19 protein-coding genes are annotated in these 22918 nt (G+C 70.2%); 6 read left to right on the forward strand and 13 right to left on the reverse strand.

Annotated elements, in window-relative coordinates; genetic code table 11:
• Position 1 precedes the first annotated feature (1 nt).
• The 6 genes from AB0A94_RS32835 to AB0A94_RS32860 form a co-directional block, all read right to left on the reverse strand.
• Positions 2-985, reverse strand: a complete 984-nt coding sequence (locus AB0A94_RS32835; protein WP_361749731.1) for an ABC transporter ATP-binding protein — start codon at positions 983-985, stop codon at positions 2-4.
• The gene (locus AB0A94_RS32840) at positions 982-1989 is read right to left on the reverse strand and encodes an ABC transporter ATP-binding protein (protein WP_361749733.1); all 1008 of its coding nucleotides are present in this window, start codon (positions 1987-1989) and stop codon (positions 982-984) included. Before AB0A94_RS32840 ends, AB0A94_RS32835 begins: the two co-directional genes overlap by 4 nt.
• On the reverse strand, positions 1986-2900 hold the full coding sequence (locus AB0A94_RS32845; RefSeq protein WP_361749735.1) for an ABC transporter permease: 915 nt from the start codon (positions 2898-2900) through the stop codon (positions 1986-1988). The genes AB0A94_RS32840 and AB0A94_RS32845 overlap by 4 nt, the downstream gene beginning before the upstream one ends.
• Positions 2897-3982: an ABC transporter permease gene (locus AB0A94_RS32850; protein WP_361749737.1), complete on the reverse strand. Its 1086-nt coding sequence runs from the start codon at positions 3980-3982 to the stop codon at positions 2897-2899. Before AB0A94_RS32850 ends, AB0A94_RS32845 begins: the two co-directional genes overlap by 4 nt.
• Before the next feature lie 17 nt (positions 3983-3999).
• Complete coding sequence (locus AB0A94_RS32855) at positions 4000-5865, reverse strand: ABC transporter substrate-binding protein (protein ID WP_361749739.1); 1866 nt, start codon at positions 5863-5865, stop codon at positions 4000-4002.
• Positions 5866-6137: 272 nt separating this feature from the next.
• Positions 6138-6638 carry a MarR family transcriptional regulator gene (locus tag AB0A94_RS32860; protein ID WP_361749741.1) on the reverse strand — a complete coding sequence of 167 codons (501 nt, stop codon included), beginning with the start codon at positions 6636-6638 and terminating at the stop codon, positions 6138-6140.
• 92 nt (positions 6639-6730) lie between these two features.
• On the opposite strand from AB0A94_RS32860, the gene AB0A94_RS32865 reads away from it, so the two are divergent.
• On the forward strand, positions 6731-7177 hold the full coding sequence (locus AB0A94_RS32865) for a Rid family hydrolase (RefSeq protein WP_145866938.1): 447 nt from the start codon (positions 6731-6733) through the stop codon (positions 7175-7177).
• A 74-nt stretch (positions 7178-7251) separates the two neighbouring features.
• On the opposite strand, the gene AB0A94_RS32870 is transcribed toward AB0A94_RS32865, so the two are convergent.
• From AB0A94_RS32870 to eccE, 3 genes are all read right to left on the reverse strand, one after another.
• Entirely contained in the window at positions 7252-10350 is a 3099-nt protein-coding gene (locus AB0A94_RS32870) for an SCO5717 family growth-regulating ATPase (RefSeq protein ID WP_361749745.1), read from the reverse strand.
• Positions 10351-10654: 304 nt separating this feature from the next.
• A complete protein-coding gene (locus tag AB0A94_RS32875; RefSeq protein ID WP_254397284.1) occupies positions 10655-11422 on the reverse strand; it encodes a hypothetical protein in 768 nt (255 codons plus the stop codon).
• Between the two features lie 5 nt (positions 11423-11427).
• Positions 11428-12708 (reverse strand): type VII secretion protein EccE, encoded by a 1281-nt coding sequence (eccE, locus tag AB0A94_RS32880; protein ID WP_361749748.1) that lies wholly within the window; start codon positions 12706-12708, stop codon positions 11428-11430.
• A gap of 228 nt (positions 12709-12936) precedes the next feature.
• On the opposite strand from eccE, the gene eccB reads away from it, so the two are divergent.
• The 3 genes from eccB to AB0A94_RS32895 all read left to right on the forward strand — a co-directional run bounded on the left by eccB (position 12937) and on the right by AB0A94_RS32895 (position 16037).
• On the forward strand, positions 12937-14463 hold the full coding sequence (eccB, locus tag AB0A94_RS32885; protein WP_361749751.1) for a type VII secretion protein EccB: 1527 nt from the start codon (positions 12937-12939) through the stop codon (positions 14461-14463).
• A gap of 129 nt (positions 14464-14592) precedes the next feature.
• Positions 14593-15810 carry a type VII secretion-associated serine protease mycosin gene (gene mycP / locus AB0A94_RS32890; protein ID WP_361749813.1) on the forward strand — a complete coding sequence of 406 codons (1218 nt, stop codon included), beginning with the start codon at positions 14593-14595 and terminating at the stop codon, positions 15808-15810.
• Positions 15807-16037: a hypothetical protein gene (locus AB0A94_RS32895; RefSeq protein ID WP_361749754.1), complete on the forward strand. Its 231-nt coding sequence runs from the start codon at positions 15807-15809 to the stop codon at positions 16035-16037. The genes mycP and AB0A94_RS32895 overlap by 4 nt, the downstream gene beginning before the upstream one ends.
• 342 nt (positions 16038-16379) lie before the next feature.
• Here the strand turns inward: AB0A94_RS32895 and AB0A94_RS32900 are convergent, their stop codons facing one another.
• The 4 genes from AB0A94_RS32900 to AB0A94_RS32915 form a co-directional block, all read right to left on the reverse strand.
• Positions 16380-16577, reverse strand: a complete 198-nt coding sequence (locus AB0A94_RS32900) for a hypothetical protein (RefSeq protein WP_361749757.1) — start codon at positions 16575-16577, stop codon at positions 16380-16382.
• A 62-nt stretch (positions 16578-16639) separates the two neighbouring features.
• Positions 16640-17269 carry a hypothetical protein gene (locus AB0A94_RS32905; protein WP_361749759.1) on the reverse strand — a complete coding sequence of 210 codons (630 nt, stop codon included), beginning with the start codon at positions 17267-17269 and terminating at the stop codon, positions 16640-16642.
• A gap of 3 nt (positions 17270-17272) precedes the next feature.
• A complete protein-coding gene (locus AB0A94_RS32910) occupies positions 17273-19588 on the reverse strand; it encodes a hypothetical protein (protein ID WP_361749762.1) in 2316 nt (771 codons plus the stop codon).
• A 98-nt stretch (positions 19589-19686) separates the two neighbouring features.
• The gene (locus AB0A94_RS32915) at positions 19687-20208 is read right to left on the reverse strand and encodes a hypothetical protein (protein ID WP_361749765.1); all 522 of its coding nucleotides are present in this window, start codon (positions 20206-20208) and stop codon (positions 19687-19689) included.
• 432 nt (positions 20209-20640) lie between these two features.
• Here AB0A94_RS32915 and AB0A94_RS32920 point away from each other — a divergent pair, with 432 nt between their 5' ends.
• Positions 20641-21090, forward strand: coding sequence for a hypothetical protein (locus AB0A94_RS32920; protein WP_361749768.1), 450 nt, complete (start codon positions 20641-20643; stop codon positions 21088-21090).
• Between the two features lie 2 nt (positions 21091-21092).
• The gene (locus AB0A94_RS32925; RefSeq protein ID WP_361749771.1) at positions 21093-22868 is read left to right on the forward strand and encodes a hypothetical protein; all 1776 of its coding nucleotides are present in this window, start codon (positions 21093-21095) and stop codon (positions 22866-22868) included.
• The last annotated feature ends 50 nt before the right edge of the window (positions 22869-22918 follow it).

The following is a 22918-nucleotide window of genomic DNA, read 5'->3' on the forward strand; positions in this document are numbered from 1 at the left end:
GTCAGCTCCTCCCGGCGTGCGCCCAGTGGCACGCCACCTGGGCCGCGCCGCCCCCGTCGAGGATCCCCGGGTCCCGGCCCCGGCACGCCTCCGCCACCCCCGCCCGGTCCGCCTCGCCGCCCGCCAGGACCTGGCAGCGGGCGTGGAACCGGCACCCGGACGGGACGCGGGACGGGTCCGGGGGCTCGCCCGTGAGGATCACCGGCTCGCCCGGCGCCTCGGGGAGGACCGACAGCAGGGCCCGGGTGTACGGATGCCGGGGGGCCGTCAGGACCAGCTCCACCGGCCCGGTCTCCACGATCCGGCCCAGGTACATCACCGCGACCCGGTCGGCGATGTTCCAGGCCAGCCCCAGATCGTGCGTGACCACCAGCGCGGACAGGCCCAGTTCGGCGCGCAGCCGCAGCAGCAGGGCGAGGATCTCCCCGCGTACCGACGCGTCGAGGGAGGCCACCGGCTCGTCGGCGACGAGGAGTTCGGGTTCCAGCACCAGCGCGCCCGCGATCACCACGCGCTGTCGCTGACCGCCGGACAGCTCGTGCGGACGGCGCAGGAAGAAGCGTTCCGGCGGGCGCAGCCCGGCCCGGGACAGGGCGCCGGCGACCGCGGCCCGCTCGTCACCCCGGTGGCCGTGGATACGCAGCCCCTCGGCCACCGCGTCGTACACCGTGTGCCGGGGGTTGAGCGAGCCGCTCGGGTCCTGCAGCACCAGCTGCACGCGCTTGCGGTACGCCTTCAGGGAGCGGCCGGAGTACTCCAGCGGCCGCCCGTCGAAGGTGACCCGGCCCGCGGTCGGCTCGACCAGGCCCAGCAGGGCGCGGGCCAGCGTCGTCTTGCCGCAGCCCGACTCGCCGACCAGGGCGGTGATCTCACCGGGACGGATGTCCAGGTGGACACCGTCCACGGCCCGGGCGTCCGGGGCGCCGTGCCGGCCCGGAAAGGTGACGTGCACGCCCTCGGCACCGAGGAGGGGGGACGTGGTCATGGGGTACGGGGCCTCGCTTCCTGCGGGGAGTCCGGTCCACCGGGCGCCGTGCCTTCCGGAGCGACCCGCACGCACGCCGCCCACCGGTCCGTTCCCGCCTCCCGGAGCGGTGGGTCCTCCGTGGCGCAGGAGTCCAGAACCACCGGGCACCGCGGACGGAACGCGCAACCCGACGGCAGCGCCGCCGGGTCCGGCGGATCGCCCGGCAGACCGCGCGGCGCGAAGCGCGCCGCCGGGTCGCCGACGTGCGGGAACGCGGCCGACAGCGCCCGGGCGTACGGATGGCGGGCGGCCTCGTACACCTGTCCCGCCGGTCCCTCCTCGACCACCCGGCCCGCGTACATCACCGCGAGCCGGTCGCACGTTCCGGCGAGGACCGCCAGATCGTGACTGATCATGATCAACCCCACGTCCTGGTCCGCGACCAGCTGCTCGATCAGCCGCAGGATCTGCGCCTGGATCATCACATCCAGCGCCGTCGTCGGCTCGTCGGCGATGATCAGCCGCGGATCGCAGGCCAGCGCCATGGCGATCATGACGCGCTGCCGCTGACCGCCGGACAGTTCGTGCGGGTAGGCCGACGCACGGGCGGCCGGCAGACCGACCTGCTCCAGCAGTTCCCCGGTCTTCTTCCGCGCCCCCGCCACAGTGGCCTTCCGGTGCAGCAGGACCGGCTCGGCGATCTGGTCGCCGACGCGCCGCACGGGGTTGAGGGAGTGCATCGCCCCCTGGAACACGATGGACGCCCCGGCCCAGCGGACCGCCCGCACCCGGCCCCACTTCATGGCCAGCACGTCCTCGCCGTCCAGCAGGACCTCGCCGCCCACCCGGGTCCCCGCCGGCAGCAGCCGCAGCAGTGCCAGCGCCAGGGTGGACTTGCCGCAGCCCGACTCCCCGGCGATCCCCAGCTTGCGGCCCGCCTCCAGCCGCAGGTCCACCCCGCGCACGGCGGCCGCCCCGCCCGCGTACGTGACCGTCAGCCCCCTGACGTCGAGCAGACTCAACGGGACACCCCCAGCCTGGGGTTGAGGACGGACTCCACGGCCCGTCCGCACAGCGTGAACGCCAGCGCCACCAGGGCGATGGCGATGCCGGGCGGCACCAGGTACCACCAGTGCCCGGCACTGACCGCCCCCGCCTCCCGGGCGTCCTGCAGCAGCCCGCCCCACGACACCACCGTCGGATCGCCGAGTCCCAGGAACGCCAGCGTCGCCTCCGCCAGGATCGCCGAGGAGATGATCAGCGTCGTCTGGGCCAGCACCAGCGGCATCACATTGGGCAGCACGTGCCGGGACATGACGTGCCAGTGCCCGCCGCCGAGCGCCCGCGCCCGCTCGATGTACGGCCGGGTCTCCACCGCCAGCGTCTGTGCCCGCACCAGCCGGGCCGTCGTCGGCCAGGTCGTCACCCCGATCGCCACGACGATCGTCAGCAGCGAGCGGGACATCACCGTGGCCAGCGCGATCGCCAGCACCAGCGTCGGCATCACCAGGAACCAGTCGGTGATCCGCATCATCACCGTCGCGTACCAGCCCCGGAAGTGCCCCGCCGTCACCCCGATCACCGTGCCGATCGCCACCGACAGCACGGCCGCGAGCAACCCCACCAGCAGCGACACCCGCGCCCCCCAGATCACCAGGCCGAGCAGGTTCCGCCCGAACCGGTCGGCGCCGAAGGGGAGTTCACCGCTCGGGCGCTCCAGCGGGCTGCCCGGCGCGTCGGTCACGTCGGCCACGTCGGAGCCGACCAGCAGCGGAGCGGCCACGGCGAGCAGCACGAACAGCGCGAGCGTCGCCAGACCGAGGACACCGGCCCGGTGCGTGCGGTACTGCCGCCAGAAACGCGCGGCCGAGGCCCGGCGCCGCTGCCACGCCAGGGCGCGAGGGCGCGCGGCCGGGATCTTCTCGGTCGTCATCGGCCCACCCGGGGATCGAACAGCGGATAGATCAGATCGGCGAGCGTGTTCATCAGGATCACCGCGGCGGCGAACACGAGGAACAGCCCCTGCACCAGAGGCAGATCGGGCACGCTCAGCGCCTGGTAGAACAGCCCGCCCAGCCCCGGCCAGGAGAAGACCGTCTCCACCAGGATCACTCCGGCCACCGTCCGCCCGAGGTTGATGAAGATCAGCGTCACGGTCGGCAGCAGCGCGTTGGGCACCGCGTGCCGGCGCCGTACGAGGTCGTCGCGCAGCCCCTTGGCCCGCGCGGTGGTCAGATAGTCGCTGCCCATCTCGTCCAGCAGCGCCGACCGCGTCACCAGCAGCGTCTGCCCGTACTCCACGGCCACCAGCGTCACCACCGGCAGCACGAGGTGGTGCGCCACGTCCACGACGTAGGCGAGGCCCTCCTCGCCGCCCGACTCCATGCCACCGGTCGGGAACAGCCCCGGCAGCGGGCCGATCCCGACCGACAGCGTGACGATGAGCAGCAGCCCCAGCCAGAAGGACGGCAGGGAGTACAGCGCCAGCGCCAGCCCGGTGTGGAACCGGTCCCCGAACCGCCCGTGCCGCCACGCCGACCGGGTGCCGAGGACGATGCCGAGCGCCGTGTACAGCACGAAGGCGGTGCCGGTGAGCAGCAGCGTGTTCGGCAGCGCCTCCGAGATCTTGTCGACCACGGGCGCGTTGAACTGGTACGACGTGCCCAGATCGCCGGTGAGCGCCTTGCCGCAGTAGTCGGTGAACTGCTGCCACAGCGGCAGGTCCAGCCCGAACTGCTCCCGGTACCGCGCCAGTTGCTCGGCCGAAACCTGTCGGCCCCCGGTCATGGACTTCACCGGGTCGCCGGGGATCAGCCGGAACAGGAAGAAACCGGTGACGAGGACGGCGAGGAGGGACACGGCCGCGCCGGCCGTCTTGCCCGCCACGTACCGCGGATAGGCGGTGGTGACGCGGCCGCCGCGGGGCCCGCGGCCGGCAGCCGGTCCGTCCTTCACCGGACCGGCGGCGGCCCCCGTGCTCCCGCCGACGGATGCGGATGTCGCGTCGGAGGTCATGGGTCCCCGTCCGCCGCCTACTCGCGGTCCTCGGCCGTGGCCCGTCGCCGCAGCGCGGCGAACGCCCCCAGCCCCGCGAGGACGACGACCCCCGCGACGATCCCGACGACCACGCCCGTCGACGACGAACCACCGTCCGCGTCCCCGGAGTCCGCCGCCGGCACCGCCGACCACCAGCTCCAGTAGCCGTCCTGACCGTAGATGTTGCCCGCCTTCGCCGGCATGGTGGTGATCGACTCGATGTGGTCCGTGCGGTACGCCTCGACCGCGTTCGGATACGCCATGACGTTCATGTACCCGAGGTCGTACAGCCGTGACTCCATCTGCTTGACGATGTCCGCCCGCTTGCCGGCGTCGTACTCGGCGAGCTGCCGGGCGTAGAGCTCGTCGTACGTCTTGTCGCAGATGAAGTTGTCGGTCGCGCCGGTCTCCTCCGGGGTCGCCGGGAGCGCCGCGCAGGTGTGGATGGACAGCACGAAGTCGGGGTCCGGGTTGACCGACCAGCCGTCGAAGGCGAGGTCGTACTCGCCGGCCAGCCAGGGATCGGTCACGTTGTCCAGGCAGGCGAGCGTGACCCCGATACCGAGGTCGCCCCACCACTCCTCGAGGTACTGGCCGATCGCCTTGTCGTTCGGGTCGGTGGCGTGGCACAGCACGCGGTAGTCGATCGGCTCGCCGTCCCTGCCGACGCGTCTGCCGTCGCCGTTCTTCTTGATCCCGGCCCGGTCGAGCAGCCGGGCCGCCTCGGCCGGGTCGTACGCCAGCTCCTGGTCGGCCGACGGTTCCCAGAAGTACTGGGAGAAGCGGGGCGGGATGTACCCCGCCCCCTCCACGGCGTGCCCCTGGAACACCTTGTCGATGATGGTCTTCCGGTCCACCGCCATGAACAGCGCGTTGCGCACCCGCCGGTCGAGCAGCGAGGGGTGCCCGTCACCCATCTTCTCGCCGTTCTTCGCCTTGGCGCCCGGGTTGGTGGCGAGGGCGTAGAAGCGGCGGCCCGGGGCGTCGTTGACGTGGATGTCCTTCTCGCCCTTCAGCGAGTCCGCCTGCGCGGGCGTCAGGGAGGGCGACCCGGCGACGAACGACACCTCGCCCTTGCGCAGCGCCGACACCGCCGCGTCCTGGTCCTTGTAGTAGCGGAAGACCAGCTCGTCGAACTTGGGCGCCCCGCGCCAGAAGTCCTTGTTGGCCTTCAGCCGCACATGGCTGTCCGCCTTGTAGCCGGTGAGGACGAACGGCCCGTTGCCGACGACGGGGAAGTCCTTGTCGTTGTTGAACTCGGAGTAGTCGTCGACCTTCTCCCACACGTGCCGGGGCACGATCGGCACGTCCAGCGCCGTCATCGTGGCCTGCGGCTTCTTCAGCTCGATGACGAGCTTGGTGGGGCTCGGCGCGGTCACCTTCTCGAAGTTGGCGACGAAGCTGCCGTTCGCGGTGGCCGCGCCCGGGTCGGACATCATCGTGTTGAACGTCCAGGCCGCGTCCTCGGCCGTGGCCTGCTTCCCGTCCGACCACGTGGAGTCGGAACGGATGGTGTACGTCCAGGTCAGCTTGTCCGGCGACGACTCCCACTCGGTGGCCAGACCGGGGACGACGTGGTTGTCCTCGGCGTCGTAGTTCGTCAGGTACTCGTAGGTGAGCCGGTGGATGCTCGTACTGAGCAGCCGTACCGCCAGGAACGGGCTGAGCGAGTCGACGCTCTGCGCCACCGCGACGGTCAGCACCTTGGTGCCGTCGTCGGCCGCCCGGGCCTGCTGCGGCGCCGGGTCGAGCGGGGTGGCGAGTCCGGCGGTGAGGGTGAGCGCGGCGGCGCCGGCCGCCATGACGAGCCGGGTGCGTCCCGGGGTGCGGTGGTGACCGCCGTACTGATCGTTCGTGTCCATGGTCGCTGACCTCGCGTCATCGCTCGCACGGGAAGGACGGGCTGATCAGATGAGTGATGAGTGTGTCTATCAGCGACAGCTGCGAGCGTCAACGGCGCGTGTACCCCATGTGGCCTGCGGAAACAAGGAGTTGACGCGTCCGGTGCCGCCCATTGGTCGAGACCACTGACGCGTTCCTGGCCAACGCCTGACGGCGGATTCCCCGGACCGGGGCCGGGGGGACCGCCGGCCCGCCCGGCCCAACCGGCCCAACCGGCCCGCCCGGTCGGCCCCTAAGCCAGGTCGACCGGCCGTGTCCGCAGCTTGGCGGCGATGCGGGCCAGGGCGCGCTGGTCCGAGGCGGTCAGCGGGTCGAGCACCAGCCGGCGCACCGCCTGCACATGTGTCGGCGCGGCCGCGACGACGACCTCGTAGCCCGCGTCGGTCAGGGCGGCGATGGTGAAGCGGCCGTCGTCGGGGTCGGGGTAGCGCTCGACCCACCCCCGCGCCTCGAACCGCTTGACGACGTTGGACAGACGGGAGAGCGAGCCGTTCGCGAGATACGCCAGCTCGCTCATGCGCAACCGGCGCTCCGGGGTCTCGGAGATGTGGCTGAGGGTCAGGTACTCGAAGAGCGTGAGGCCGGCCTCGCGCTGCAACGGCGACTCCAGCCGCCCCGGCAGCAGCAGGACGAGTGAGATCAGGCCGGTCCAGGCCTCCTTCTCGTCCGCGGTGAGCCACTGGGGTCCGTCGGGTGCGGCACCGCTGGTGTCGGGGACTGGGGCACTGCTCATCCGGACAGGTTACCAATCGGCCATGACTTCATGCATGAAGTCAATCGTGGTACGTTCACTTCATGCGTGAAGTCAATCGAGAGGATTTCCCGATGTCTGGCACCACCACGGACGTCTCCCGTGCCCCGGAGTTCTTCGTCACCCCCGGCTACGGCCCGAAACACCTTGACCTGCTGCACTACAGCCAGGCGGTGCGCGTCGGCGACCGCGTCGAGATCTCGGGCCAGGGGGGATGGGACGACGACACGAACTTCCCGGAGGCCCTGGAGGACGAGATCGTCCGGGCCTTCGACAACGTCGAGAGGACCCTCGCCGAGGCGGGCGCCACCTGGCGCGACGTCATCGCCGTGGACTCGTTCCACATCCCCGGTGCCACGGACTCCATCGGCGAGGACCACAACCGGGTCATGGTCGACCAGTTCCGCCGGCGCATGGGTGAGCGCGCGCCCATCTGGACGCAGATCGGGGTGGCGGCGCTCGGCGCACCGGGCATGCGCGTCGAGATCCGCGTCACGGCCGTCGTCGGCCACGAGGGCTGACCCCGCCGCGAACAGTGGCAGGGGCGGGCCTCCCGTCACTCGGGAGACCCGCCCCTGCCGCGCCGGAGCGCCCCTTACTGCTGCGGGGGCGGCTGCTGTCCGGGCGGAGCCGGATAGGGCTGGTCCGGATAGGGCTGGCCCGGGACCTGCGGGTACGGGTGGCCGGGCTGGGCCGGGGGCTGCCCGGGCTGCGACTGCTGGGGGTACGGGCCCGGCTGACCGGGAGCGGCCTGACCGGGCATGGGCTGACCCGGGGCGGGGTGACCGGGGAAGGGCTGACCCGGGACAGGCTGACCGGGGAAGGGCTGACCCGGGACGGGGTGACCGGGGAAGGGCTGGCCGGGGACGCCCTGGCCCGGCAGCGGCGGGGCGGCGACCGGCGGCGGGTTGCCGTCGGAGGTCCACAGACCGTGCGACTGCTGATGCCGTACGAAGTCCTCGGCGACCATCGCCGCGAGGTTGAAGTACGCCTCCCGCACCTTCGGCCGCATCATGTCGAGGTCGACCTCCGCACCCGCGGCCAGGTGCTCGTCGAACGGTACGACGATCACGCCCCGGCACCGGGTCTGGAAGTGCGCCACGATGTCGTCGACCTTGATCATCTTGCCGGTCTCGCGCACCCCGGAGATCACGGTGAGGGACCGCGAGACGAGGTCCGCGTACCCGTGCGCGGACAGCCAGTCCAGCGTCGTACTGGCGCTGCTCGCACCGTCCACGGACGGCGTGGAGATGATGATCAGCTGGTCGGCGAGGTCCAGCACGCCGCGCATGGCGCTGTAGAGCAGACCCGTACCGGAGTCGGTGAGGATGACCGGGTACTGCTTGCCGAGCACGTCGATCGCGCGCCGGTAGTCCTCGTCGTTGAAGGTCGTGGACACGGCCGGGTCCACGTCGTTGGCGATGATCTCCAGACCGGACGGCGCCTGGGAGGTGAACCGCCGGATGTCCATGTACGAGTTGAGGTACGGGATCGCCTGGACGAGGTCGCGGATGGTGGCCCCGGTCTCGCGCCGCACCCGGCGGCCGAGCGTACCGGCGTCCGGGTTGGCGTCGATCGCGAGGATCTTGTCCTGCCGCTCGGTGGCGAGGGTGGCGCCGAGGGCGGTGGTCGTGGTCGTCTTGCCGACGCCGCCCTTGAGGCTGATGACGGCGATGCGGTAGCAGGACAGCACCGGCGTACGGATCAGCTCCAGCTTCCGCTGCCGCTCGGCCTCCTCCTTCTTGCCGCCCAGCTTGAAACGCGAACCGCCGGCCGCGGGGCGGCTGCTCTTCGCCTTCTGCTTCCTGCTGTTGAGCAGCCGGTCCGAGGACAGCTCCACGGCGGCGGTGTAACCGAGGGGCGCCGCACCGGGGTTGGTCGGCTGCCGCTGGTCGTGCTGTATGGGCTGCGGCCAGGCGGCCCCGGTACGCGGATCGACGGGCTGCTGCCCCTGCTGCGGCTGCGGGGGGACGCCGGGCTGCTGCGGTTGCTGCGGCTGCTGGGGGAAGCCGTAAGCGCCGGGCTGGGCCGGGGGAGTCGGGGCGGCGCCCGGCTGCGGGAAGCCGTAGCCGGCCTGCGGGCCGGGCACGGGCGGGGTACCGGGCTGGGGCTGCGCGGAGGGCTGCTGCGGGACCGCCGCACCGGGCTGGGCCGGGGGAGCCGGGGCGGCGCCCGGCCGGGGGAAGCCGTAGCCGGCCTGCGGGCCGGGTGCGGGGGCGGCCTCGGGCTGCGGGTTCGCCGTGCCGGGGGCACCGGCGGGCGGGAAGCCGTAACCGGCGGGCTGGGCCGGAGGAGTCGGGGCGGCGCCCGGCTGCGGGAAGCCGTAGCCGGCGGGAGCGCTGGGCGCCGGGGCGGCCGGGGCCCCGGGCTGCTGCGCGGGGGGCTGCGGGAAGCCGTAACCGGCCGGTGGAGCGGTCGGCGGGTTCCAGGCGGCGGGCGCGGGCTGCGGTGCCTGGGGCTGGAACGGCGGCTGCTGAGCGGGGACGACCGGCTGGTCCTGCGCCGCCGCGGGCTGAGGCTGTGCACCCGCGTCCGCCGGCTGGGCGGGTGCCTGCGGTGGCTGCGCGGGCCACTGGCCGGGCGACGCCGGGGCGGCAGGGTGCGCCGACGGCACCGGGGGCACGCCCTGCGGCGCCGGGAGGGTCCAGGCGGGTGGGGCGTCGGGCGCGGCCGGGACGGCGTCCCGGGGCGTGTCGTCCTCGGGAGCCGCGCCGGCCGGCACCGCGTCGTCCACCGGCCCGGTGTCCTCGGACCCGGCCTTCGGCTCCGCCGGAGCGGCACCGCCCTCCACGTCGGTCACCGAGGACCCGGCATGCTCGGTCTCCGCCTCGCCGGCCGTGATGTCCTCGGGGCCGGAGACCGCGCCGGCGCCGGGCTCGTCGGCCGTACCGGAAGCTTCCTCGGAGTCGTCGGCGTCCGACGGGTCGCCGGAGGTCCCCGCGGCGCTCCCGGCGTCGTCGTGGGTCCCGCCCTCACCGCCGGACGGCTCCAGCCGCACCTCGGCCTCGGCCTCGGCCCCGGACTCGGCCTCGGCCCCGGACTCGGCCCCGGACTCTGCTTCCGCGCCCGCCTCGCGCTCCGCGATCTCCCGCTTCAGCGCGGCGGCGGAGAAGCGGATCGTCGCACCGCTCTCCAGATCACCGTTGTCGGCCTGGAAACCACCGACCGGGCTGTCCGGCACGGCCGGAGGGAAAGCCGCCCCCGGCTCCGCGGGCTCCTTCCCCGCTTCCGGCCGCTGCGGCTCGAACCCGCTCCCCACCGGAAGCCTCGGCACGGCCACCGGCTCCCCGGAGGGCGGCGCGGGCGGCGTGAACGGCGCGGCGGGCGCGGGCGCCGGAGGCGTGAAGGGGGCGCCCGGTGTGGGTGCGGGCGCCGGCGGAGTGAAGGGCGCCCCCGGCGCGGGCGCGTGCGGCGGCGGAGTCGCCCCCGGCAGCGGCGGAACGGGTCCACCGGAGGAAGGAGCCGAAGGAGCCGAAGGAGTCGAAGGGGTCGAAGCAGGTGAGGAGGGCGACGAACCGGATGAAGCGGACGGCGCCCCCGACTCCGAACCCCCCGAAGCGTTCTGCGTGTACCAGGCCGGCGGCGCGTAGTCGATGGTGAACTCGCCCGTCGTCTCGATGGCGGACTCCGCGTCGGGCTGGTCATCGCCGGGTGTCGCCCAGCCCCCGCGCGTCCCGTCCCGATCGCTGCTCACAGTTCCTCCTGGTGTGGTCGAGCACCCTTGTGCCGTGCTGGGGCGACCATTTCTCGTCGTCCGACGTGTCCGAAAAGGAAACGAAGTCGTCCGAACCGGCCCTCCCTGTAGGACGCCGATGCCCGGCCCCCGGGTTCTGGCGTCGCGCCGGGTACCACCCTAATCACCAGGAGCCCCGCCCCGTCAGCCCCGCCCACCTCGCGGCACCCGCGGTGGACGTCACGCGCCGTCACCCACCGGTCGGCAAACACCTACAGACGCGTCAAACCGCACATGGCGCCCGAAGGGGCGGTGAGTCGTCCGGTCAGTCCATGCGGCGCGGCGTTCCCACCAGACCGATCTCGGCGTCCGTCGGCTGCGTCATCACGTACTGCCGGTCCCGCTCCGTGCACCACAGGGTGACGCCGTCGGCGAGCGTGGGAAGCGCCTCGTACTCGGCCCGGGGCAATCCCGTCACCCGCCCGATCTCCACCGCCTCATCAGGTGAGACGCGTTGCACACCCACCAGGCGTGCCTGACGCGCCAGCCTGGGCGCGACCGGACTCAGATAGGGCAGAAGCGTGAGAACGGACTGCCAGGGCGCCGAGGTCACCCGCCCGCGCGGCGGTCGCATGCCGCAGTCCCGGATCACCAGGACGGGACCCGTCGCCGAGGCGCCGAGCGGCGGTACCCGGCCCACCTCGTGCACGGTCATCCCGGACTGGCCGCCGCCGACCGCCTGCACGACCTGCGCCCAGTGCCCGGGCCGACCGGTCTCCACCGCGACCCTCGCCCCCGTCGCCGCCGCGCGCAGCGCCAGCACCTGCGTCGTCCACAGACCGCCGATGAGCAGGATGTCGAACGGTGTCGGGCGGTTCACCCCGAGAACGGCAGGCTGCCCCTCGGCGTTCACACCCACCACGACTCCGTCGTCGCCTATGGGCAGGGCCAGCATGTCGGCCTCGGCCAAGGACAGTGTGTGCCGCGGGTGCCGGGGTCCCAGCAACCCGAACCCGGTGCGCAGGCGGTCCCGGAGACCGACGGGCGGCTGCGCACCGGCGACCGGACCGGCCGGTGTGGTGGATGTCGGCATGACCATCAGCGGGCACCTCCGAGCGGCAGAGTGGCGAGCACACCGGGCAGTTGCTCCCGGTCCAGACGTACGATCCCGGTCCGCGCCCGGCGTGCGGTGTGCTCCAGTGCGCGGCGGGCCTCGGCCAGCTCGGTGCTGCTGCGGCCGGTGACCCGCACGTGCCCGGTGACCGCCACGTCCCGCTGCCCGCTGCGGGCCAGGGTCAGGCTGAACGTCGTCGCCAGCGCGGGAACCGCCGTCAACTCGGCGACGAGCTGGGGCAGACCGTCACCGGGACCGCCGAGCGGGGGCCAGCGGCGGACCCAGTACGTGGTGTGCCTGCGGTTGTCGCACCGCCAGCTGCGGCCGGACTCCTCGGTCCGCCGCCGGGGCGCGTCGCTCTGTCCGGCCTGGGCGGTCACCATGGGGTTGGCGCACGCCGACGTACTGATGGCGGCCGTCAGTTCCTCCTCGGTCAGCAGGCTCGCCCGGAAACCGGCGCCCGTCAGCCGGCTGGACAGGTGCTCCGCCGACCGCACCAGGCACTTCTGCGCCCCGAGGAGCCCGCCGCCCCGCGCGGCCACCGCGTCAGGACAGAGCTCGTGGTCGAGTTTCAGCGCGATCCACATGATGCGGACCGCCGGCGAGACGCTCTGGGCCTGCAACTGCTGGTAGTTGGTCACCACGACGGACTGCTGCGGCAGGTGGGGCGCGGGCGCGGGCTGCGTGTGCAGCACGACCTGAGCCGACTCCAGCCGGATGCCGTCCACCTCCAGCGCGTCCCGGACCAGCGCGAGCGGAAGCGGCCTGCGGCCGCGCTCGGCACGCAGAGCACCGGCGTCGGCCTCCACCTGGAGGACGGCGCTGAGGAAGCTCCCGTCACCCACCATGCCCACCGGCCGCCGGTCACGGTCGCCACCGTGGTCGTAGGTGTGCGTCCGCAGGTTCGGCTCACACTCCACCGCGGGCATCAGACCGGGGTCGACGTCCGGCGGCACCGGGGTCTTCGCCGCTCTCCGGAGGCGGGCACGCAGAGCCAGCCGACTGCTCAGCCAGTCCGGCAGGGAGTGTCCACGCCGCCGTACGACCGCGAGCACGCAGAGGAGGACGGCGACGACGGCACCCGGCATCAGGACGAAAGGGCCGATGAGCCAGCCGCACACCACCAGGGCGGCCGCCAACTCCAGCAGCACCAGCCGTTGGACCAGGAAGGAGCCGCCGTGTCCCGAACGCGTCCGCAGACGGGGTACGGCGGTCCTCGATGTCGCCGATTGCGATCGCGACCGGGTCCGTGGCGCGGAAGCCATCACTGAAAAACCCCCGAACTCTCCCTAAAGCACTGCCCGCAGGAAACCGGCAGGGCCCCAGCACCCTACCCGTGCCACACACCCGAACGCGCAGCAGGCATAGTAGGGGCCGAGACTGACAGTCGGGGTTCCAGAGGCAGCCGGGGGTGCGGGGACCGATGTCCAGCGGCCACCCACTGAACATCCACCGGTCCTCCACTTTCTCGCACGGGGAGAGAACGAAAGCAGATGGCATCACGGCGCGATGAACTGAACGCCTACACCTTCGCGAAGCGCCGCACGCTCGCGTCCTTCCTGCAGCCCTCCCCCTCGGGTTCGGAAGAGGACGCCCCCAAACCGCTCAGGGCGGTCGTGCCGGGCGTCATCGTCGGCGTGGTCGTCCTCGCCGTCTTCGGCGCGATCGGCCTGTTCAGTCCCACGGCCCCGAAGGGATGGGACGAACCGGGGGCACACGTGATCGTGGCCAGCGACTCCACCACGCGGTACGTCGTGCTCAAGACGGAGGGGAAGAAGCAACTGCACCCCGTCCTCAACATGGCGTCCGCGAAACTCCTCCTGGACCCCGACAACGACAGCGTCATCACCGTCAAGGAGAAGGTCCTCGACCGAGGCGAACCCCCGCACGGTGCCACGATCGGCATCCCCTACGCGCCCGACCGGCTGCCCTCGCCCGAGGAGGCCGAGACCGCCAAGCGCTGGGCGGTCTGCGAACGGCCCGGCGCCGGCGGCCGCGCCATCCAGAAGGCGGCGTTCGTCCTCGCGGAGAAGCAGTGGTCCAGGACCGAGGGCTCCGGCAGGCTCACCCGGGGCGAGCTGATGTACGTCGTCGGCCCGGACGGCACCTCCCCGTACGTGGTCGACTCCCGCGGCTACGCCTACCCGCTGGCCGACCCGGCCGACAAGGAGCTCCTCAAGGCCCTCGACACCCAGGGACGCGCCCCGCAGCGCGTGTCCCAGGAGTGGCTGGACACCCTTCACCAGGGTGACCCGATCTCCATCCCGGAGATCCCGGACACCCCGGGCGCGGAAGCGGGAGCCGCCGAAGCACTCGGTCAGTACGACAAGGTCGGCATGGTCATCAAGGCGTACGACGGCCGGCGCATGCAGTACTACGTCGTCCTGCCCGGCGAGGTGGCGCGCATCTCCGAGTTCACCGCCACCCTGCTGCTCAACAGCGGCGACCTGGTCGGTGTCGGACAGGCGGGCGAGGCCCAGCAGGTCAGCCCCGGCGCGGTCGTCGACAGCACGGACTTCGAGGGGGAGAAGAACTGGCCGTCGTACCGGCCGAAGACGGTCAACGACGGCACCACCGCGACCTCCGGCCACAACACCGTCTGCAACGTCCTGCGCTCGGTGGACGCCAAGAACGGCAGGACGACCCTGTCCACCTGGGTGGGCACCGATTTCCCGGAACAGCTGCCCACCGGCTCGTCCAGCGCCTACGTCACCCCGGGCTCCGGACAGCTCTACCGGCAGTTCCAGGGCACGGAGACCGACGCCGGCGGGGTCTTCCTGGTCACCGACACGGGGCTGCGCTACGCCCTGCAGTCCAACAGCGACAGTGCCACGGACGACGAGGGCATCGGAACCTCCGACAAGCAGCGTGAACAGGGGCTCAACGAGGCCAGGATCGCCCAGACCCGCCTCGGCTACGAGAAGGTGGCCCCCTCTCCCGTCCCGGCGCAGTGGTCGACGTTCCTGCCCACCGGTCCGCGCCTGTCGGAAGCGGCCGCGCGGCAGCCGCAGGGTTCCTAACCGCCACGGCCCGTCAGGAAGCGACCAGCCATGCCGACACACACCCGCACCGGACGTGACGCCACCGAACGGCCCGACGGCGTACGCGCGGCCCGACACCCCCGCGCGCTGCCGCGCACGACGCTGACCGTGCTCACCGCCACCGTCCTCACGGGGACCGTCCTGGTGTTCCCGGCAGCCCCCGCGGCACGGGCGGACGACGCCGGACGGTGCACGTTCCCGTCCAAGAAGTACGAGGGCCGGCCGTGGGCGCTGCAACGCGTCAACCTCGACGCGCTGTGGGCACAGTCGAAGGGGGAGGACGTCCGGGTCGCGGTGATCGACACGGGCGTCGACGTGAAGAACCCCCAGCTCTCCGACGCCGTCGACGCGTCGAAGGGCAGGAACTTCCTGCCGTCGAAGAACGCCAAGGGCGAGAAGATCGAGCGCGGCAACGCGCAGGGCACCACCGACACCGTCGGCCACGGCACCCGCGTGGCCGGCATCATCGCGGCCCGCCCCGCCGAAGGCACCGGCTTCGTCGGACTGGCCCCCGAGGCCACGATCATCCCGATCAAGCAGAACGACGCGGAGGGCAACGGCACCGCCAAGACCCTCGCGGACTCGATCCGCTACGCCGTCCAGGCGGGCGCCGACGTCATCAACATCTCCCAGGACACGGCCAACGCAGTCCGGCCCGACCCGAGCCTGGAGGAGGCGGTCGACCACGCCCTGGACCAGCAGGTCGTGGTCGTCGCCTCGGCCGGCAACGACGGCCTCGGAGGCAACGTCAAGGTCACCTACCCGGCCTCCTACGAGGGCGTCCTGGCCGTGGCGTCCTCCGACCGCAACAACGAACGGGCGCCCTTCTCCCAGTCCGGTGAGTTCGTGGGCGTGGCCGCCCCCGGCGTCGACATGGTGTCCACCGTCCCCGGCAACGGCCACTGCGCGGACAATGGCACCAGCTTCTCCGCCCCGTACGTGGCCGGGGTGGCGGCACTGCTGAAGGCCAAGTTCCCGAAGTGGACCGCCCGCCAGATCGTCGCCCAGATCGAACAGACCGCGGAACGCTCGATCCCCGGCCACGACCGCCTGGTCGGCTGGGGCGTGATCGACCCCGTCAAGGCCCTCACGGACGTCGATCCGGCCCGCCCCGTGGAATCCCCCCGGGCCGAGGAAGGGGCGATCCGCGCGAAGGCACCCGCCGTGGCCCCCCTGCACTTCGGCGAGACGGCCGAGGAACGCAACACCCGTCTGGGAACGTACGTGGTGGTCGGCGGCCTGGTCCTGGCGGCGGGCCTGGCCGGTACGGCGGTCGCGGTGAGAGACGCACGACGCAGGCACGGAGGCCGGGGAGGCCACGCATGACACCACTGGAAAAACTGTCGGTATTCGGCTTGATCCTGGCCGCAGTACTGCTCGCGATGGCCTGCGTCAAGGCCGACCGCGTACGGGCCTGGCGCGAGTCCTCCAACCCCTCGGCCCCCGATGTCCCCGACTCGGCCTTCGTCGTCGCACGCCTGACGCTGGTCACGATGGCCGTGCTCATGATCGTCGTGAGCGTCCGCGGCCTGGCCACTGGGAACGGTGCTTAGGGGAGCGACGACGAACCGACCAGTGCGGTGGAGCGGACCGTGACGGCCCTGGACGGCAGCGACTCCACGATGACCGAGAACGAGGTCGTGGAACACGGCGGCGAAGCCCCCGACTCGGCATCGACGCCCACCCGACCGCCGGCAACACGGCCACCGATTCGCCCCGCACCGTCACGGGTGACGCCACGGAAGTCGCCTTCTGCGTCCACGCGCAGCGCACCCGTCCCAAGTAGCAAGACCGGTTGGTCCCGAGCCTCAGCGGAGGCGATGGATCGACGACACCGGGCTACGCGTACGCGGTGACGAGCCGCAAGGTCGCCTGCTGACCCGCCTGTCCCGCTCTCAACGGCACACCGCGGAACGCTCGACCGCCCGGGCGTACGCGGTGACCAACCCCTCCATGGCCGCCGAGTCGTCCACGCCGTCGGCGTAGACCTGGGCGGTGGCGAACAGGATGTGCTCGGGCCGCTCCGAGTTGCTGCAACGCACTCGCTGCACAGCTCCCGTGCCGGTGAGCAGGGAGTCGCTGTCATCCGCCAACGTGGCGGTCTGAAACTCATGGCGGGAGGGGGAACGCGCGACGGCATCCCTGACGTCCTCTATTACGGGCTTAGATCGGAGGACATATCACAATTCCCCTTGTCATGTGCGTACGCGACAGTGCTTTTCGTCAGCTCGATCAGCGCCATCCGCCTGTCTGTGTCGCTCGCCTTTCCCGCCTTCTCGAGATGAACCACCGCGCTGATGTTGTACTGGCCGCCGGGGATCTTCCCAGGTGATACACAGGGCATGAAGACGGCGGCCACTGATGGCGAGGCCGCACTCTTGATTTTCGCCAAGAAGGGCGTTAATTGCTGCCGACCTGCGAATTCAACAACCTCGCTGTTAATCCAACCTTCCAACGGTTCGTCGCGCATCATCGTGGTCGAGACAGACATGAGCTGATCGCCATCCCCCGAGATGGAGCAGTAGGAACGGTAGCTGTCATCGTGATCGCCTACGCGAAGGTGGACCTCGTCGTCGAACGCGTACGAAGTTTTCTCCGGAAGCACGGACGTGAGTGCCCTTCTGGCTTGAGATGCCGATCCGAGTGAGTCACACACGGCGCTCGCATCGATTTCTCCTTTCTCCTTGGAGAACGGAGGGGCCCTGAACAGATATGCGACACCACCCAGGGCTACAAGCATGACGGCGGCAACCGCGATTACGTATCCATTCCGTCTGAACTTCACGAATTAGTCTTCCTTTTCTAGCTGTCGCGGAATGCCTTCACCGTCGAGTGCGTCATGCACGTTTTTCCCGGCGTTGTTGAAGCCTTGCTCGGCCGCTGTCGCGGCAGCGGAGACAATCATCGGAGAGGGATGGCCGACGTTCTCTCCTGCCTTCTTAGCGGCGGTTTCGATGAGTGTGTAAGTCGAATCTTTGGTACCTTCCAGGTCCTGTCCATTGCGGTAGATGACCTGGCCCGAGCTGTCCTTCACGGCGCCTCCGGTGATCGCTCCGATGATCTCGTCCGCCGCAGTGCCAGCCACCCCACCAACAACAACGCCTCCCGGCCCGACGAGCGGTGCCGTACCGAGGCCGACACCGATCCCAACCGCGGTACCTCCCCAGGTTCCGATTTCCTCGATGACGGAGTTGTAGTCTGCGTCCTTCTTGCCACCTTCGATCTCGCCCTCGTAGGCTCGTCCGGCCCCGATGGTGCCCTCGATCTCACCGCCCACACGGGCAATGTCCTCGATGGTCTTCTTCAGATTTTCGTCCTGCGAGAAGTTCGGGTCGTTCAGGTACATGTCGGGATGCTGGAAGTGGTACTGCATCAGGCTTGTCGTGTAGCTGTGCTGGCCGAGATTGATGGCCGCGTAGCCCTCCGGATTACGCCCCACGGAGTACAGGAAGCGGGTTGTGTCGGTCTCGTTGAGTTGTGCTGCCGCGCCCGCGACAGGGAAAAGTTGGTCCTCGCGTTCCGTCCCAGGGTGCAGAGCACGGTGGATATCCGGCATGTATTCGGCAGCCATTTGCCCCATACTGTCGGACATATAGCTGTTCTTCGTGAGTCGGGAAGGATCGTCCGCGACCGAAGAGATCAGGTTCTGCATGAGCCTGGCCTGACCCTCGTTGTGCGCGGGTGTATCTGCCGTAGGCAGCTCACCCGCTGGATGCCCTGTTGTCGCGGCCTCCAAAGCCAGCGCCAAGTTGTTCTGTCCGGTGTGAAGGTCGTCCCCCTTGGAATTCGTCTCCTGGGGCCAGTCTCGCTCTTCGAACAGGTACTGAAAGTTGCTGAGAGAGACCTTCCCTTTGTAATCATTCTTGTCGTCAGAATCCCGTTCGAACGGGTTGTCCGGGTCGTCCTTTGCCACGAACTGCTGGTTGAAGAAGTCGGTGGCCGCGTCCGGGCTGTTGGACAACCCCTTCAGATACCCCGTCAGCGCGTCGGCCCCGCTGTCCTCCCCGATCCGGTTGAGCCGGGGAGCCACGGGGCCGCTGTGCCAGGCGGTGTTCGCATGCTCACCGTTACCGGTAAACTTGCGCTCGGTGGCCATGAGCTTCGTACCGTAGTCCGTGAGGAAGCGGTCGTCGTAGTCGCCGGTCCGCATGAGGTTGCTCATGACCTGGAAGCCCATCGGTCCGCCGTGGTTGCCGTAGATCGGCTTGTCACCGATGTCGATCATCGTGCGCTTCCAGTCCGCCATGGCCGCCGTATCGCTCTGCGTGGCGTTCGCCAAGGTCGTTCCCAGGTTCCGCTGCAGATCTTCGAACTGCTCCAGACGGTCGCGCCCCAGTTCCCAGTTACCCCTTTGCGGATCGCTGAGCCCGGCCCAGAACTCCAGAGTCTTCTTGGGCCCGAGCGCCGTGGCGAACCGCTCAGCGAACAAATCGTCACCGGTGTACTTCTTGAGCCCGGCGTTGATCCTGTCGAAGTCCTTGACCGTCAGGTCGTCAGGGTTCTTCCTGGCAAGCGCGGCCAACTGGTCGGCCTGCTTGAGTGCCTCGGCGGCGGAGTCCCGGTCCGCGTAACCGGCGTCGGAGAAGCCCATCTCGCTCTGGTCGGCGAGGGCCTGCAGAACGGTCCTGGCCGAGTTGTCGCTCTCGGTGGCCTTGTCGAGGATCCCCTGGATCTCGTCGCGAAGGGCCGTGATGTCGCCCTTGTTGTCCTGGTCCATCGCCCTCCGCGCCTCGGGGGGAGCGTTCGTGGTGACCGTGAAGCCACCCTCGTACCCGATGACCGTGAGGTTCTTCTTCCGGCCGCCTTCGATGGCTTCGACGAGTTGCCGGTGGTAACCCTTCAGCTCACCCACCGTGTCGCTGAGGATCTTGTAGATGCTCTTCGCCTGGGTGTGGGCGTCCGCGAACTCGCCGGCCGTCTTGCCGATGAACTCCTTGGACACCTTGGCGTTCACGCCGGCCCAATCGGCGTTGTTGGCCCTCTTGCGCAGATCGTCCTCGGCGTCCTTCTTCAGACCCTCGAGGCTCTTGACGAGCGTCGACCAGTCCTCGACGGCGTCGTCGAGCAGTGTGAAGTTGGCGTCGCGGAGAGTGTCGAGTTCCATGGGTGCACGTCCTGGAAGTGAGACGAGGAGCAGGCTGAGGGAGGTGGTGCGAGCAGCGGTGAGTGCAGGACGCGGCAGAAGGCGTCCTCAGCGCCCCACTACTCCTCTTTTTTCTTCTTGCTCGGCTCCCCGTAGATGCTGTTCTTCTCGCCCGGAGCCCCGACCCTTTCGTCGAACCCGGCGTCCAGATCGGCGATGCTGCTCATCTGGCGCTGGATGTAACCCTCGTCGTCGTCATGCAGCTTCTTGGTCACCCGCATGTGGTTCGAGATGTGGGCGCACGCGTCCATCAGGGACTTGAGCTGCTCCTCCCACCGGTTCGACACGTGCTTGAGCCCCGAGCCGAGCGCGAACCCCTGCTTCGACAGGTCGGCGGCGGCCGAGTCACTGCTGGGTACGGCGACCCGCGCCTTGTCCCACAACTGGTCGTAGAGCCCGAAGGCGGCCTTGCCGATCTTGGTGAGCCCGTCGTTGGTGACCTTGAGGCCGCCGTACGTGTCCGGCCTGCCGGGGCCGCCGAAACCACCGCCCCCGTCCAGCTCGTTGAGCTGCATCCGCGTGGAACCCTGCTGCCGTTGCAGGGCGTCGGCCTTGAGCTGCTCCCACTCGTCCCATGCCATGGACGGCTACCTCCCCCCGTGTACAGGACCGTCAGCGCCGTTGTCGGTCGGACGACGCTCAGCGGCGTCCGGACTCCGGCGCAAGCTAGCAACCCACCCGAGTAACACCGAGACGCTACGGCTCCCATAACCTGGTTGCTGGCGTAAAGGTTCTGGGTGGATCCACCCGTTCCGGTCGAGGTGACAGGTGAAGCGTGCCTCGCTACCGCCACCATGTCCGCATGCGCGGTGCGATGAGGGCGTCGGCCGAACATCGGCCGAAAAGGCACCTACAGGGCACAGCCGTAACTGAGTTGGCACACATCACGATTGGCTCTGTCGTACCCGTTGGTTAGAGTGGCGATCACGACTGGTTTGCGAACGTAGGGCGCACAACTGGCCAGCTGGTCGGTCTCGGCCGACGGTGTCACGGGGAAACGGGGAGGGAGCGACGTGCTTCCAGCAGACATGGTGGGTGGCGTGTCCGCCACCAGGGCACTGAACCTGGAAGTCGCCGACGAGGCGCTGACCACGTTCGTGAAGCGTGTGGACGGCGTACTGCGCGATCTGGAGGGCTCCGCAGCCCACCCCACGCGGGTCGGCGGCCAGACCATCAAACCCACGTCGCTGAACAGCGGCAGTACGGCCGCCTTCCCGGAGGCGCACGGGCTGTACCTCCAGTACAACCGCGTCCACGAGGAACTGACCGCGCTCTCCAAGACACTGCACCTGCAGATCGAGGCGATCGGCATCGCCGTCAGGGGTGCGCACGTGGGCTTCGACAACCTCGAAGAGGAACAGCGTCGTCGTTTCCATGAGATCCAGGTGCAGATCGGACAGATTCAGGACGCCAGGGACGGCGAACAGCGCGCCAAGGGCGGGGACACCAGCGGGAGCCTGTGACGATGACCGACAACAAGCACGAGGCGGACCTGGAGCGGGTCTCCCAGCAGAACTTCCTCACGGACTTCACCCGAGGCGTCGAGGAACGGCCTGCGATCGACCCGCTCAGCAGACTGATGCGCACGGCGGTCGAATCGACCCCCGTCGGGCAGGCCCTGCAGGGCCGTACGAACTTCGAGAACCACAGCCTCAACGCCATGGTCGACCTGGTCGAGCAGACCGACCCGGAGGACCTGGAGTCCTCGGGCAAGGCCCTGTGGTCGGCGCGGGACGCCATCAAGGACGCGGCCAAGGAACTGGACGGCCACATCGAAAGGGTCCACTGGGTCGGGGAGTCGGGCGAGGCGTTCCGCAAGTGGGGGCGTTCACTCGTCACCGACACGTACGCGCTGAGCGACTTCGCCGGCGGAGCGGGTGACCAGATCACCGCCGCGGCCGTGGGTCTCGCGGACGTCCGCAAGGCGATGCCCCCTCGCGACACCCGCGCGGAGGCCATGCGCCCCGGCCAGTTCCCGAAGGACGAGCGGGTCGAGAGCAACGACGAGTACACCGCGGCCCTGAAGGTGGAGAAGAACCGCCAAGAGGCGATCAACCAGATGAACCGGTTGTCGTCGTACTACGCGGTGTCCGAGGAGCAGCTGGCGGCGCTGGAGCCGCCGAAGTTCAAGACGATGCCGGATGTGGGGGTGCCGAAGCCGAAGGAGGGACGCTACCGGGGGCCGGGTTCGCCTGAAACACCGATCTACGGAACGGCTCAGGAAACTGCAACAGGGGAAGTTGAGGGGCACCACCCGACGGTTACTGTGGAAGGGCACGCCGCTCCGCAGAGCATGCGTGGTCTCGCGGTACCCGGGGATGTCACTACGGAGCAGAGCATCGACCTCGGCGCTCCCGTCGGGACGACCATTGACAGTGTCGGCACACTGCCGCCCCCGGCAGCGACCGCCGCAGGACAGACGGCACCCACTGGTGTCCCCGGTACCGCGAGTGGGACGGCCAATCCAGCCACGAATGGCTTCGGCGCCCCGCTTCCTCCGCTCCTCTCGGGGCGTTCCGACGGGAGGCCAAGCGGCGCGCGTCCTACTTTGCCTGTCGCGGTTCAAGGGCGAACGAGTGCGGTCCGTGGGAGTGCCTCGGGTGTGACGCCAGGACACATGGCAGCCGGAGCGCCCTTGGGGCAAGTGGGTCGAGCAGCAGTTGTGGGGGCGCCGGTCGCTCAGGGCAGGACCTCCACGGCCCAGCCGTTGCCCATGGGACCGGGGGTGAGCGGTGGTACGCCGCGGGCCGGCGGTACGGCGACGCCTCGGGCGGCGGGCAGCATGGTCACAGGTGCCGGCAGCACAGGCGGCGTAGTGGGAGGCCGTCCCTCGACTGCTGCCGGGGGATCGGTGAGAGGCGGACAGAGAATCCCTCCGGGCACGGTGGCCGGTGCCGGGACAACCTCCAGTTCCCGGCCCGCGGTCGGTGGACCCGGACAGCCCGGTGTCTTTGGGGCGACTGGTTCCCCGGCACGACCCGGTTCGAGCACAGTCAACGCGCGAGGAGGCGCGGCTGTGCCCGGAATCGTCGGAAACCCTGCTGCGCAACAATCCGCCGCCAACGCAACGCGCAACGGCATGACTCAGGGCGGAACTGGCTTGGTACGAGGGCCCGGTGGCCGTGGCAGGCCTGGTGAAAACCGCAGAGCGGAGAGAGCGCAGCGGCCCCCGCGAGTGACCGGAGACGAGGAGACGGGCGAACCCGGCAAACCGCGGCATGATGCACCGCCAGTCAACTAAAACGCTAGCGAGGACTCACCACACCATGAAGTCAGGGACACGTCGAGGGC

It is taken from the genome of Streptomyces sp. NPDC044984 (assembly GCF_040646935.1).
Classification (GTDB): domain Bacteria; phylum Actinomycetota; class Actinomycetes; order Streptomycetales; family Streptomycetaceae; genus Streptomyces.

Bases quoted from the DNA above. Each gene is read 5' to 3' on its own strand.
- AB0A94_RS32835 (WP_361749731.1), bottom strand. From the start codon at position 985: ATGACCACGTCCCCCCTCCTCGGTGCCGAGGGCGTGCACGTCACCTTT.
- AB0A94_RS32845 (WP_361749735.1), bottom strand. From the start codon at position 2,900: ATGACGACCGAGAAGATCCCGGCCGCGCGCCCTCGCGCCCTGGCGTGG.
- AB0A94_RS32850 (WP_361749737.1), bottom strand. From the start codon at position 3,982: ATGACCTCCGACGCGACATCCGCATCCGTCGGCGGGAGCACGGGGGCC.
- AB0A94_RS32855 (WP_361749739.1), bottom strand. From the start codon at position 5,865: ATGGACACGAACGATCAGTACGGCGGTCACCACCGCACCCCGGGACGC.
- AB0A94_RS32860 (WP_361749741.1), bottom strand. From the start codon at position 6,638: ATGAGCAGTGCCCCAGTCCCCGACACCAGCGGTGCCGCACCCGACGGA.
- AB0A94_RS32865 (WP_145866938.1), top strand. From the start codon at position 6,731: ATGTCTGGCACCACCACGGACGTCTCCCGTGCCCCGGAGTTCTTCGTC.
- AB0A94_RS32875 (WP_254397284.1), bottom strand. From the start codon at position 11,422: ATGCCGACATCCACCACACCGGCCGGTCCGGTCGCCGGTGCGCAGCCG.
- eccE (WP_361749748.1), bottom strand. From the start codon at position 12,708: ATGGCTTCCGCGCCACGGACCCGGTCGCGATCGCAATCGGCGACATCG.
- eccB (WP_361749751.1), top strand. From the start codon at position 12,937: ATGGCATCACGGCGCGATGAACTGAACGCCTACACCTTCGCGAAGCGC.
- AB0A94_RS32895 (WP_361749754.1), top strand. From the start codon at position 15,807: ATGACACCACTGGAAAAACTGTCGGTATTCGGCTTGATCCTGGCCGCA.
- AB0A94_RS32910 (WP_361749762.1), bottom strand. From the start codon at position 19,588: ATGGAACTCGACACTCTCCGCGACGCCAACTTCACACTGCTCGACGAC.
- AB0A94_RS32915 (WP_361749765.1), bottom strand. From the start codon at position 20,208: ATGGCATGGGACGAGTGGGAGCAGCTCAAGGCCGACGCCCTGCAACGG.
- AB0A94_RS32925 (WP_361749771.1), top strand. From the start codon at position 21,093: ATGACCGACAACAAGCACGAGGCGGACCTGGAGCGGGTCTCCCAGCAG.